The sequence below is a fragment of the uncultured Hymenobacter sp. genome (assembly GCF_964242765.1).
GTDB lineage: Bacteria > Bacteroidota > Bacteroidia > Cytophagales > Hymenobacteraceae > Hymenobacter.
The window spans coordinates 65,887-78,433 of sequence record NZ_CAXTBM010000016.1 but is presented as its reverse complement, the minus strand read 5'-3'; the positions used below and the strand labels follow the sequence as shown (position 1 = coordinate 78,433).

The 12,547-nt window shown below is 52.9% G+C and carries 8 protein-coding genes; 5 read left to right on the top strand and 3 right to left on the bottom strand.

Features of this window, described 5'->3' with window-relative positions; genetic code table 11:
* Nucleotides 1–55: 55 nt before the first annotated feature.
* The 4 genes from ACFE7X_RS09120 (at nt 56) to ACFE7X_RS09105 (ending at nt 7,449) form a co-directional block, all read left to right on the top strand.
* Nucleotides 56–2,464 (top strand): 3-hydroxyacyl-CoA dehydrogenase/enoyl-CoA hydratase family protein, encoded by a 2,409-nt coding sequence (locus ACFE7X_RS09120; protein WP_375435365.1) that lies wholly within the window; start codon nt 56–58, stop codon nt 2,462–2,464.
* A 177-nt stretch (nt 2,465–2,641) separates the two neighbouring features.
* The gene (locus tag ACFE7X_RS09115) at nt 2,642–3,820 is read left to right on the top strand and encodes an acetyl-CoA C-acyltransferase (RefSeq protein WP_375435364.1); all 1,179 of its coding nucleotides are present in this window, start codon (nt 2,642–2,644) and stop codon (nt 3,818–3,820) included.
* Nucleotides 3,821–4,073: 253 nt separating this feature from the next.
* Complete coding sequence (locus tag ACFE7X_RS09110) at nt 4,074–5,861, top strand: acyl-CoA dehydrogenase family protein (protein ID WP_375435363.1); 1,788 nt, start codon at nt 4,074–4,076, stop codon at nt 5,859–5,861.
* A gap of 163 nt (nt 5,862–6,024) precedes the next feature.
* On the top strand, nt 6,025–7,449 hold the full coding sequence (locus ACFE7X_RS09105) for a Glu/Leu/Phe/Val dehydrogenase (protein ID WP_375435362.1): 1,425 nt from the start codon (nt 6,025–6,027) through the stop codon (nt 7,447–7,449).
* A gap of 106 nt (nt 7,450–7,555) precedes the next feature.
* Here the strand turns inward: ACFE7X_RS09105 and ACFE7X_RS09100 are convergent, their stop codons facing one another.
* Nucleotides 7,556–9,016, bottom strand: a complete 1,461-nt coding sequence (locus tag ACFE7X_RS09100) for a hypothetical protein (RefSeq protein ID WP_375435361.1) — start codon at nt 9,014–9,016, stop codon at nt 7,556–7,558.
* A gap of 421 nt (nt 9,017–9,437) precedes the next feature.
* Between ACFE7X_RS09100 and ACFE7X_RS09095 the strand changes: the two genes are divergently transcribed.
* The gene (locus ACFE7X_RS09095; RefSeq protein WP_375435360.1) at nt 9,438–9,614 is read left to right on the top strand and encodes a hypothetical protein; all 177 of its coding nucleotides are present in this window, start codon (nt 9,438–9,440) and stop codon (nt 9,612–9,614) included.
* Nucleotides 9,615–9,713: 99 nt separating this feature from the next.
* Here the strand turns inward: ACFE7X_RS09095 and recG are convergent, their stop codons facing one another.
* Together recG and gldD are read right to left on the bottom strand one after the other, a co-directional pair.
* Entirely contained in the window at nt 9,714–11,813 is a 2,100-nt protein-coding gene (gene recG / locus ACFE7X_RS09090; protein WP_375435359.1) for an ATP-dependent DNA helicase RecG, read from the bottom strand.
* 94 nt (nt 11,814–11,907) lie between these two features.
* The gene (gene gldD, locus ACFE7X_RS09085) at nt 11,908–12,501 is read right to left on the bottom strand and encodes a gliding motility lipoprotein GldD (protein ID WP_375435358.1); all 594 of its coding nucleotides are present in this window, start codon (nt 12,499–12,501) and stop codon (nt 11,908–11,910) included.
* Nucleotides 12,502–12,547 lie beyond the last annotated feature (46 nt).

Below are 12,547 nucleotides of genomic sequence, written 5' to 3'. Positions count from 1 at the left end.
GCTAAAGCTTTCTTTCCTGGATCTTTCATTTCTCAACCACTCATTCTTCCCACGAATGAATCGTACCATCAAAAAAGTAGCTGTATTGGGCTCCGGTGTGATGGGCTCGCGCATTGCCTGCCACTTCGCTAATATTGGGGTGCAGGTGCTGCTGCTCGACATTGCGCCCAAAGAGTTGCTGCCCGCGGAGGAAGCGAAAGGCCTGAAGCTGGACAACCCAGCCGTGCGCAACCGCACCGTGAATGCAGCGCTACAAGCAGCTATTGCTAGCAACCCCGCGCCTCTTTATCGTAAGGCAGATGCCAGCCGCATCAGAACCGGCAATTTCGACGATAACCTCAAGGACATTGCAAGTTGCGACTGGACCATTGAAGTGGTAGTGGAGCGCCTCGACATCAAGAAAAGCCTGTTCGAACGGGTAGAACAGTTCCGCAAGCCCGGCACGCTCATCACTTCTAATACCAGTGGCATCCCGATTCATATGATGACGGAAGGCCGCTCCGACGATTTCAAGAAGTACTTTTGCGGTACCCACTTCTTCAACCCGCCGCGCTACCTGAAGCTGCTCGAAATCATCCCGACACCGGATACCGATCCGGCCATCGTTGATTTCCTGATGCATTATGGCGACCTGTACTTGGGCAAAACCACGGTACTGGCCAAAGACACGCCCGCCTTTATTGCCAACCGTGTCGGCGTATTTGCCATCATGGACGTGGTGCAGGTGATGAGCCGGCTTGGCCTGACGGTAGAGGAAGTTGACAAGCTTAGCGGCCCGGTTATCGGCCACGCCAAGTCGGCCACTTTTCGCACGTCGGATGTGGTGGGTCTGGATACGATGATCAACGTAGCCAATGGCCTCGCGCAAAACCTGCCCGACGACGAAGCCAAAGAGGTGTTCCAAGTGCCGGATTTCATCAAGAAAATGGCCGAGAACAAGTGGCTCGGCGACAAAACCGGCCAGGGTTTCTACAAGAAAGTGCGCGGCGAAGGCGGCAAGTCGGAAATCCAAGCCCTAGACCTAAACACGCTTGAATACAAGCCGAGCGCCAAGGTGAAGTTTGCCACGCTAGAAAGCACCAAGCCAATTGAGAAACTGGCGGACCGTTTTAAGGTGCTGGTGGCTGGCAAAGACAAGGCTGCCGACTTCTACCGCAAGACCTTCGCGGGCTTATTCGCTTACGTGTCGAACCGGATTCCGGAAATCACCGATTCACTTTACAAGATTGATGATGCCCTGCGTGCTGGTTTCAGTTGGGAAATGGGTCCGTTTGAAACGTGGGACGCGCTAGGCGTGCAAAAAGGCTTAGAGCTAGCCCAAGCAGAAGGCAAAACGGTAGCTCCATGGGTCGAGGAAATGCTGGCCGCTGGCAACGCCACCTTCTACAAGGTGAATGAGCAGGGCGTAAAGCAGTTCTACGACATCGAAACCAAGGCCTATAAGTCTATTCCTGGTCTTGAGAACTTTACCATTCTCGATAACCTGCGCGCTACTGGCAAGGTAGTGTGGAAGAACTCGGGCGCTTCGGTAATCGACCTGGGCGACGGAATTCTGAATGTGGAGTTTCATTCCAAGATGAACGCGCTGGGTTCTGATGTTATTCAGGGCCTGATGAAAGGGGTGGAACTAGCTGAAAAGGACTTCCGCGGCCTAGTTGTTGGCAACGATGCGGTTAACTTCTCGGCCGGCGCTAATCTGGGCCTCGTGTACATGTTTGCGCTGGATCAGGACTTCGACGAGTTGAACCTGATGATTGCGCAGTTCCAGCAAGCCATGATGCGGATGCGGTACAGTAGCATCCCGGTGGTAGGCGCTCCACACGGTCTGGCCTTGGGCGGCGGCTGCGAATTGAACCTGCACTGCGACCGGGTGGTAGCCGCGGCCGAAACCTACATGGGCCTCGTGGAATTTGGCGTAGGCCTGATTCCGGGCGGTGGTGGCACCAAAGAAATGACCTTGCGTACCGCCGCCAAGTACGAAGAAGGCGAGCCTGAGTATAACCTGCTCCGCAACACCTTCATGACCATCAGCACGGCCAAAGTCTCGACTTCTGCGGCCGAAGCCTTCGACTTGGGCTTCCTGCGCCGCGGCGACGAAGTGGTGGTAAATGGCAACCGCGTGATTGCGCAAGCCAAAGCCGCTGCCATTGAGCTAGCCGAAGATGGCTATACGCAACCGACGCAGAAAACCAATATCAAGGTGCAAGGTAAAGGCGCCTTGGGCATGTTCCTGACGGGCGTGCACGCCATGAAGGAAGGCCGCTACATCTCCCACCACGACGTGAAAATCGCCAACAAGCTGGCTTACATCATGTGCGGTGGCGACCTGAGCAGCCCGACCGAAGTTAGCGAGCAATATCTGCTGGACCTGGAGCGCGAGGCCTTCCTGAGCCTCTGCGGCGAGCGGAAGACCTTGGAGCGTATCCAAAGCATCCTGACTACTGGCAAACCCTTGAGAAACTAGAGTTTAAGAACCTAGTTCTTCTCGATTAGGATGAGCTAGGGAGGGCCAAATAAGCAGAACGAAAGCTGTACGCAGTACTGTTCTACTGACAAACAAACTCTCCCTAGCTCGTCCTTCACAGCGAGAGGAACTAGAGCTAATTCGCTCTACTCCCACTACTTTCTTCAAGACTAAAACATGAATGCATATATCGTAGCCGGTTACCGCACAGCAGTAGGCAAAGCTAACCGCGGCGGTTTCCGCTTCACCCGGCCCGACGACCTCGCGGCCGACGTCATCAAGCACTTGGTGGCCTCCGTACCCGCCCTCGACCCCACCCGCATCGACGACGTGATGGTAGGTAACGCCGTGCCGGAAGCCGAGCAAGGCTTGCAAATGGGCCGCTTGATTTCGTTGCTAGCCCTGCCTATGAACGTGTCAGGCCTCATTGTGAATCGCTATTGTGGCTCCGGTGTGGAAACTATTGCTATGGCAGCCAGCAAAATAACTGCTGGAATGGCCGATTGCATTGTGGCTGGTGGCACCGAGAGCATGAGCATGGTGCCAACCGTGGGCTGGAAAACGGTGCCCAACTACAAGCTAGCGCAACAGCACCCCGACTACTATCTCGGTATGGGCTTAACCGCCGAGGCTGTGGCGCAGGATTACAAAGTATCCCGTGAAGACCAAGATCAGTTCTCCTATAACTCCCACCAGAAAGCCATCAAAGCTATTCAGGAAGGTAAGTTCAAGGAGCAGATTGTGCCCATCACGGTAGAAGAAACTTACTTGGATCAGGCTACCGGTAAAAAGAAAAACCGCTCTTACGTAGTGGATACCGATGAAGGCCCGCGGGCGGATACTTCGGTGGAAGCACTAAGCAAGCTGAAGCCTGTATTCGCGGCCAATGGTACCGTGACGGCCGGTAATTCCTCCCAGACTTCCGACGGTGCGGCTTTTGTACTGGTAATGTCGGAGCGAATGGTGAAGGAGTTGAACCTGGAGCCGATTGCCCGGATGATTACCTACGCCACGGAAGGAATTGACCCGCGTATCATGGGTATGGGCCCTATCAAGGCCATTCCGAAGGCGTTGAAACAAGCCGGTATGAAGCTCGACGACCTCGACCTGATTGAGTTGAACGAAGCTTTCGCTTCTCAGTCAATTGCCATTACGCGCGAGTTGAATATCGATGAGAGCAAGCTGAACGTGAACGGCGGTGCTATTGCGTTGGGTCATCCGCTAGGCTGCTCCGGTGCTAAACTCAGTATTCAGTTGTTCCACGAGTTGCGCCAGCGCGGCAAAAAGTACGGCATGGTAACCGCCTGCGTGGGGGGCGGCCAAGGCGTAGCGGGTATTTATGAGCTGCTGAAGTAGCTAATGCAGTTAGCTGTTTGTTGTCGAGCTTAGACAAGCTGAGAGAATAGACAGTTAGTGGTTTATGGAAACAGGAAGCCCCGAACAAACGGGGTTTTCTTTTCGTTAAGTACTCGGCAAGCATAACATATTTTCGTATATTTCGCTACTACAGCCCGCGGAGTATCTCTGGCTATAAATACTCGGCAAGCCGAATACCTTGCCACTCCCCTAGACTTAAATAAAACCTCTCACAACAATTCTCACCTTAGTCATGGAAGTAACCAACAAGCTTGTGAAAGGCGGCGAGTTCATCATCAAAGAAACCGACGCCCAAGATATATTCACGCCCGCCGATTTCTCGGAAGAGCAAAACATGATGCACCAGACGGCTCTGGACTTCGTGGAAAAAGAAGTTCAGCCTCTGCTTGAGCGTCTCGACAACCACGAAGTGGGCCTCATGCGCAACCTAATGGAAAAAGCTGGTCAGCTTGGCCTGTTCGGGGTAAGCATTCCGGAGCAGTACGGTGGACTGGATATGGACTTCACGACTTCCTTGCGCGTGACGGAAGGTGTGGGCGGTGGCCACTCGTTCCCAGTAGCTTTTGCAGCTCATACGGGCATCGCCATGCTGCCCATCCTGTACTTCGGCAACGAAGAGCAGAAAAACAAGTACCTGCCCGGCCTAACCAACGGCGAACTGATGGGTGCTTACTGCCTCACCGAGCCCGGCTCTGGCTCGGATGCCCTAGGTGCCAAAACCAAAGCTATTCCTACTGAAGATGGTGAGCATTATGTGCTCAACGGCCAAAAGATGTGGATTACGAACGGTGGCTTTGCCGACGTATTCATCGTGTTTGCTCAAGTAGACGGTGACAAGTTCACGGGCTTCATTGTGGAGCGCAACACGCCCGGTTTAAGCCTCGGCAACGAAGAGCACAAGATGGGCATCAAGGGTTCTTCGACCCGTCAGGTGTTCCTCTCTGATGTGAAGGTGCCAAAGTCTGCTGTACTCGGTGAGATTGGCAAAGGTCACCTCATTGCGTTCAATATCCTGAACATCGGCCGCATCAAGCTGGCTGCTGCTTGCTTGGGTGCCTGTAAGATGGCGGCTACGCTGAGCGTGAAGTATGCCAACGAGCGGGTGCAGTTCAAACTGCCTATTGCCAAGTTTGGTGCTATCAAGCACAAACTAGCCCAACAGGCTGTTCGGATTTACGCTGTGGAATCGGCTATCTACCGCGCCGGTATGGACATTGCCCGCATGGAGCAGGAACTACTCAGCAAAGGCCAGAGCCACAACGAAGCCTTGCTAGGGGCTGCCCGCGAGTTTGCCGTGGAGTGCGCTATCTTGAAAGTAGAAGGTTCGGAAGTGCTTGATTACGTGGTAGACGAAGGCGTACAAGTATATGGCGGCTACGGCTTCTCGGCCGACTATCCCATGGACCGCGCCTACCGGGATTCGCGCATCAACCGCATCTTCGAGGGCACCAACGAAATCAACCGCATGCTAGCCGTTGACATGATCTTGAAGAAGGCTTTAAAAGGCGAGCTTGACCTAATGGGCCCAGCGCAAGCCGTGCAGCAGGAACTGATGGCTATTCCAGACATGAACCTGGAAGAAGAAACCGGCCTGTTTGCTACCGAGAAGAAGACGATTGCCAAGCTGAAAAAGGCTATCCTGATGATAGCTGGCACGGCTGTGCAGAAGTACATGAACTCGCTGGCGAAAGAGCAGGAAGTGTTGATGAACATTGCCGACATGGCTATCAAGGTCTACACGGCTGAAAGCACTTTGCTCCGCGTGGAGAAAGAGGCTGGTATCAAAGGCGAGGAGGCGCTATCGACGCAGATTGACATTGCCCGCGTGTACCTCTACGACACGGTAGATCAGGTAACTAAATTCGGCAAAGATGCCATTGGTACCATGACAGAGGGCGACGAGCAACGTTTGCTGGCCATGGGCCTGAAGCGCTTCACTAAGGCCGACTTATACAACGCCAAGGAAGCCCGTCGCCGCATTGCCGACGTGCTGATTTCGGCCAACGAGTATGCCTATTAGGTCTCGGTTGCAGACGAGTATTTAGGATTGCGCAGGATATACCGCGTATCTAGGCAGATCAAGCCGCTCCTGGTTTCAGGGGCGGCTTTGTGGTTTTCGGGTGCAACGGATTGTTGTGCTATGCGTTTGCCAAGCACACGTCCACTTCAAACTCCCACAAATTATGGCCAACGAACAGGTTCAGGGCAAAGACTTTTACGAGAGCGTACTGCGGTTTTATGACCACGCTGCCAGTTTCTCGAAGCTAGACCCTGGCATCATCGCCCAAATACGGGCCTGCAACAGCATCTACAAAGTGAACTTCCCGGTGGAGGTAGATGGACATGTGCAGGTATTTGAAGGAATCCGGGTGCAGCACAGTCATCATAAGTTACCGAGCAAGGGCGGAATTCGCTACAGCGTGTATGTGGATGAAGAAGAAGTAATGGCCCTGGCCACGCTCATGACCTTTAAATGCGCCTTGGTGGACGTCCCGTTCGGCGGCGCCAAAGGAGGCGTGAAAATCAACCCCCGCACCAGTTCCGAGCAACTGTTGGAGCGTGTAACGCGCCGCTACGCCAGCGAGCTAATCAAGAAAAACCTGATTGGTCCCGGCATGGATGTGCCCGCACCTGACTACGGTACCGGCAGCCGCGAAATGGCTTGGATTGCCGATACTTACCTCACCTTTAAATACGGTGATACCAATGCCTTAGGCTGCGTAACCGGTAAGCCAGTAGGGCAGGGCGGAATCCGAGGCCGTACGGAGGCCACCGGCCTTGGCGTGTTCTACGGGCTGCGTGAGCTACTGATGGATCAGCCGATGCTAGACAAAACAGGGTTGAGTAGCGGCATCGCCGGCAAGCGCATCATTGTGCAGGGACTAGGCAACGTAGGGTACTACGCCGCCCATTTCTGCCAGGCTGCCGGAGCCATCATCACGGGTATAGCCGAGCGGGAAGGGGGTATCTTCAACCCGAACGGATTGGATGTATCAGCTGTACTCAAGCACCGCCAGGATACCGGCGCTGTTTGTGGTTTCGAAGGAGCGCAAGACGTAGCCGATTCCCTGGACCTGCTCGAATACGAGTGCGACGTGCTTTTGCCCGCTGCTCTAGAAAATCAAATTCACGAAGGCAACGCGGCTAACATCAAAGCCAAAATCATTGCCGAAGGAGCCAACGGCCCAACTACGCAAGCCGCCGAAAAAATCTTGCTGGAGCGCGGTATCGTTATTTTGCCTGACCTCTACCTCAATGCGGGCGGCGTCACGGTGTCCTACTTCGAATGGCTGAAAAACCTGTCCAACGTGCGGTTCGGACGCATGGGCAAACGGGCCGAGGAGGCAGCCATGAAGCGCCTGGTAGAAACTATTGAACGGACTACTGGCAAAACCATCACGCCCCAAGAGCGGGAACTGATAGTGCACGGCGCCGATGAAATCGACCTCGTTCATTCCGGGCTAGAAGACACTATGATTACCGCTTACCACGCTATTCGAAGAGTGATGAGCGAAGTAGAAGGCATTACTGATCTGCGAACGGCAGCCTTTTACAATGCCATCGAGAAGATTGGCGTGAGTTATCAATCGCTAGGCATCTTCCCATAAGGCGCCCTCTTCACTGAATTTGGCGCACAACAAAAAGCCGCTCCCAGTACTGGGAGCGGCTTTTTGATTTCAGCGTAGTTACTACTTAACGTTTTAACGCAACTTCTTACTTTACCACAATCTTGTTCAGCATCAGGGCTGCCGATTTCCTGCTAGGTCGGCTAACACCAATAAGCGTTTTAGCATCAAGCCAAACTGTAAAATCCTTTACGTAGGATGGATTTTGGTCGGCTGCTACATTCAGGCCCAACCCCTTCGGTGCTTGCACCACGCCCGTTTGCAGGTTCACACGCCGTAGGTAAAGGTCTGATTTGCCTTTCAACTTCTCCCAGGTCATAAGCTGCAAGTCGGAGCCGAATACGGCCGCTCGGTAGCCAATGCTGCTAAAGCCTTCCGCGGCCGGTGCCACCTGATCTTTGGCGACAATGCTGTGCCAGCTAGGTGACAGAAACTCGTTGTAGCCAAACAGGTGTAACTCGCGGGTGTGGCCGGGCGAGTCGTCGCCGCCTTCTTCATACTTCTTTTCGCCCACTACCACTAATTGCTTCTCGTCGGTAAGTAGTAAGTCGGTGATGTATACGTCCTCTAAGCGTTTGGCCGTGCCAGCGGTAGCCTTATTGGTTTCAGCCAGGTACTCGGGGGTGAAGTTGAATTCGGGTGCAAACTTCATATCGCCTTCGCCCGAGAAATCGAACTTTACGACCTTCAAACTATGGTAGAGGCCGCTTTCTCGCTCATTGCAGATGGCGGCGGCGTAGAGTAGGTTGTCGGGTTGCAGCGCAAACCTAGAGTCGAACACATTCACCACTTTGCCCCCGAACGTACCGCCCACCGACACCGACATGACCTTAATATCATTGTTGTTGTTGCGGTAGCGCCGGACTGTAAGCTTCTTCATCTCGTCGCTTACAAGCGTCACGTATTGCGCGCCGTCGTTACCAACGTGGACAGTTGTAGAGAAGAATGCGCCTTGGTCGCTGAAATCGTAGGAGCGGTCCTTGAGCTTGGTTAGCTTTTCGTCATACACACTAGCGCTAACAGACTTGATCTGGTTGTTGCGAGTGAGATAACGCCAAGCTACCACCTTGCTGTTATCTGGGGAAAACGCCACGCCAGGGCGCCGGTCACGTAAGCCGGTTTCCGTGAGCTTCTTCAGGGGAGACTTCTGACCATTGCTTAGGTCAATAGTTTGCGCTGAAATGCTTTGGGTAGCGTCACTCATATCATAAATAGCCACCAATGCTTGTCCACCGCTACTAGTGAAGCCTTCCACGGCTTGATCAGCGGTCAAAGGCAAAGCAGTACTCCACTGGCGTTTCAGCTCCGTGTCATATCGCTCAACAGCGTACTCGGTAGCCGATTTATGAGCAAGAATTATGAATCCACCGCTAGCTAGCGGCAGCGTTTTACGAGATACGCGCTGGTTGTATCGGTCGTCGGAGCGTTCGGGAAGATAACTGAAAGGGGCTGACTTTACCTTCTGAGCTGATACCCTAACTGGGTTGAGCAGCAAGGTGAAGGCAATAGTGCCAGCAGCTAGCAGGTAGTTGGAGCGCACGAGCAACATAGATTAAATGAAAAATTTGAAAAGAGGAGAAACTGTACTCTCCAAAGGTACCCAAGCCCGAGATGATACAGGACAGGTCCTGCTATTTGCTATCAGGGCTCCCAACGAACGAGCATTTGTTTACAGATTCATAATGCGGGCTATAGTGGCTTAATGATCGGTATGTATTTCATTTGCAATGATTTTTAGCTGTGTGCTCAGTGGTTGTTAGAGCGCAATAAGGGTTTATATATTGCCAATAAAAATTTATACAAAGTCAAGTTTTGCTTTTTGATATATCTATCCTACGGCCTGGAAATTGCGTTTTACAAATTTTGTTGAATATTCAAAAAATTGTTTTCTCCTAAAATTCGCTTGAAACGCTAGATTTGACCTTAACTTTGTCCCGCAGTGCCGCTATAGCCTAGCTCCCTATTTCCTTATGAAGTCTTTAATTCGATTCACTCTTCTCTTCGCTCTTATTGTTGTTGGTAAGCTGGCAAAACAGCCAGAATCTATACTTGGGACAACAAAAGTAGAACCAACGGTAAATCCTATTGTGGCTAAGCCAGTGTCCTTTCAGCAGCAGTCGGCTATTCCCATTAACAGCCAATTATAAGACGTGACAGCCTTGTTTACCTAATTAGCGGCTGGCTTTTAGCTACTTTGCTTAGGCGACTCATACGAGTTGCCTTTTTTATGTTCTTTTCGCACGGCATCAGCTAATTCGGCTCCAGTTTACAGCCGTGGCAGGAAGACTTTCAATGTGGCGACGGATGTTGGCATTGTCGGGATGGTGGAGACTTGGATCTTCGTTGAGCAGTTGTTGAGCCGCCGCTCTCGATTCAGTTAGTATCCGGCCATCCTTGGCCAAATCGGCAATCAATAAGTCAAGTACCCCGCTTTGTTGCGTGCCCATTAAGTCGCCAGGCCCGCGCAGTTTCAAGTCAATGTCGGCAATTTCGAAGCCGTTATTGGTGCGCACCATCGTTTCAATCCGAGTGCGCGAATCCTTACTCAGCTTGTAGCCCGACATCAGGATGCAGTAGCTCTGGTCGGCGCCGCGGCCTACTCGGCCCCGAAGCTGGTGTAGCTGCGAGAGCCCGAATCGTTCGGTGCTTTCAATCACCATAACGGAGGCGTTGGGCACGTTTACGCCTACCTCAATCACGGTAGTGGCCACCATAATCTGCGTTTCGCGCTTCACGAACCGCTGCATCTCACTGTCCTTCTCGGCTGCGCTCATGCGGCCGTGCACGATGCTGATCTGGAATTCCGGAAAAGCCCGTGCTATACTCTCGTAACCGTCCATGAGGTCCTTGTAGTCGGCCATGGCTTCGCTTTCCTCGATGAGCGGATACACGATATACACTTGCCGGCCAAGGTTGATTTGGTCGCGCAGAAAGCCGAATACTTTGAGACGGTTGGAGTCGAAGCGGTGTACCGTAACAATGGGCTTGCGGCCCGCCGGCAACTCATCAATCACTGATACGTCCAGGTCGCCATAGAGCGTCATGGCCAAGGTGCGCGGAATGGGAGTGGCCGTCATGACGAGCACATGGGGAATGACGTGCGGGTTCTTTTGCCAAAGTTTCGAGCGTTGTGCCACCCCAAAGCGGTGCTGCTCGTCCATGATGGTTAAACCTAGGTTCCGAAACTGCACCACGTCTTCAAGCAGAGCGTGGGTGCCCACCAGCATATGCATCTCGCCAGAGCGCAGTTGCTCGTGCAGCACGCGCCGCTCGGAGGTGCGGGTGCTGCCAGTCAGCTTTCCAATCTTGATGCCGAGCAAATCAGCAAACTGCTTGAGGCCGATGTAGTGCTGATCGGCCAGAATTTCGGTGGGAGCCATGAGGCAGCTTTGGGCACCGTTGTCGGCGGCCATGAGCATGCTGATGAAGGCCACAATGGTCTTACCCGAACCCACGTCGCCCTGCAATAGGCGGTTCATCTGCTTGCCCGTGCAGAAATCCTTGTAAATATCGTGGATAACCCGCTTTTGGGCGCCGGTAAGGTCGAAGGGCAACACGTTCTTGTAGAAGTGCACCAGCGTGGGCACTTCCTTGAAAAGCTGCCCGGCTAGCTCCACTTTGCGCTGGTCGCGCTGGCGCAGTAGCTTGAGCTGCACATAAAACAGCTCCTCGAACTTGAGCCGAAACCGGGCGGCCTGCAATAGCTCTGTGCTCTGTGGGAAGTGGATCTGTTGGATGGCCGTAGCCTTGTCCATCAGCCCATATTGTCGAATCAGGTCCGCTGAAAGTGTTTCGTATACGTGGGGCAGGGCCAGCTTCAACAAATCGGTCACCATGCGCGCAATAGCTTTGCTATCAACGCGGTGATAGTTTTTGAGCTTCTCCGACGTGTTGTAGACGGGTTGCAGATAGCTTTGGTCTGGTTTGGCTTCGGTTACCTCTTCCAGTTCGGGATGCGCCATCTGCGGCCGCCCATTAAACATCGTTGGCTTACCGAATACGATGTACTCCTGGTGGTTCTTGATAACCTTCTCCAGGTAGTTCACGCCCTTAAACCACACTAAATCCAGCTCACCGCTGGCATCGGCTACTTTGGCTACCATCCGTTTCTTGGGGCCTTCTCCGACCACTTCACGGTTGCGCAAAATGCCTTTCACCTGCACGAAAGGGAGTTCATCGTGCAAGTCGCAGACGTTATAGAATTGCGTGCGGTCGAGGTAGCGAAACGGGTAACGCTGAATTAGGTCACCGTACGTAAACAGGTTCAGCTCCTTTTGCAGAAGCTGCGCCCGTTGCAGCCCTACGCCGCGCAAATATTCAATCTTGGTTTGAAAGAAATTACTCAAGGGTAAATGGCAGCATGGCTTACTGGCTAAAAAATTGGTTGTTCAAACAAACGTGGCAACAAGCAATCCTCTAACCATTCAACAATTTGACCTTCTACTGATATTTCAGCGTATTAAGCAGTTGAACAATGTCCTTTTTGACATAGTCAATCACTGGGGCTAGCGAATCGTTGGCGGTGGCCGTGCGGAAATACAAGGCGCCACGAAAGAAGTGCTTGGTGCTATCCGTGGTATAGAATTGCATCTGGCTAGGTACTTCCCCCTGAAGCTCGAACACTGCTATGCGCAGCCCAGTAGGCGTTTTCAAGATGTTCTCGTCAATGGCGGTAGCCTTGACCTCATGCTTGCTGGTGAGCTTGCGGGCATCCTCCAGCATCTTGTTGTACAGTTGCCGGTTGCCTTTCAAGTCAGAGTACGTGATTTGTACACTGGCCTTTAGCGCCGGATAATACACATTAATCCAGTGAGGCTGCGCCAAATAAGAAGAATCTCGCAGCACTTTCGCGTAGCGCGAATACTGAAATGTGTAGGGGTGACCCGGCGCCAGTTGCTGGTAGCGATGCGGCGGCAAGTCAATGCGGTTGTAACCCTTGGGTTTGGGAGTATAGTCGTCGGAACCTGGCGAGGAGCAAGCGGGCACTAGCAGCGTCAAGGTCAATAAAGTAAGCAGAATACGAAAAGCAGGCATTGGCAGCAATGCAAATATGTGTCTCAAAGGTAACGCGAAACCCTGG

Coding starts and splice junctions, on each gene's coding strand:
- ACFE7X_RS09095 (WP_375435360.1), top strand. CDS start 9,438: ATGAAGTCTTTAATTCGATTCACTCTTCTCTTCGCTCTTATTGTTGTT.
- ACFE7X_RS09110 (WP_375435363.1), top strand. CDS start 4,074: ATGGAAGTAACCAACAAGCTTGTGAAAGGCGGCGAGTTCATCATCAAA.
- ACFE7X_RS09115 (WP_375435364.1), top strand. CDS start 2,642: ATGAATGCATATATCGTAGCCGGTTACCGCACAGCAGTAGGCAAAGCT.
- ACFE7X_RS09100 (WP_375435361.1), bottom strand. CDS start 9,016: ATGTTGCTCGTGCGCTCCAACTACCTGCTAGCTGCTGGCACTATTGCC.
- ACFE7X_RS09105 (WP_375435362.1), top strand. CDS start 6,025: ATGGCCAACGAACAGGTTCAGGGCAAAGACTTTTACGAGAGCGTACTG.
- ACFE7X_RS09120 (WP_375435365.1), top strand. CDS start 56: ATGAATCGTACCATCAAAAAAGTAGCTGTATTGGGCTCCGGTGTGATG.
- gldD (WP_375435358.1), bottom strand. CDS start 12,501: ATGCCTGCTTTTCGTATTCTGCTTACTTTATTGACCTTGACGCTGCTA.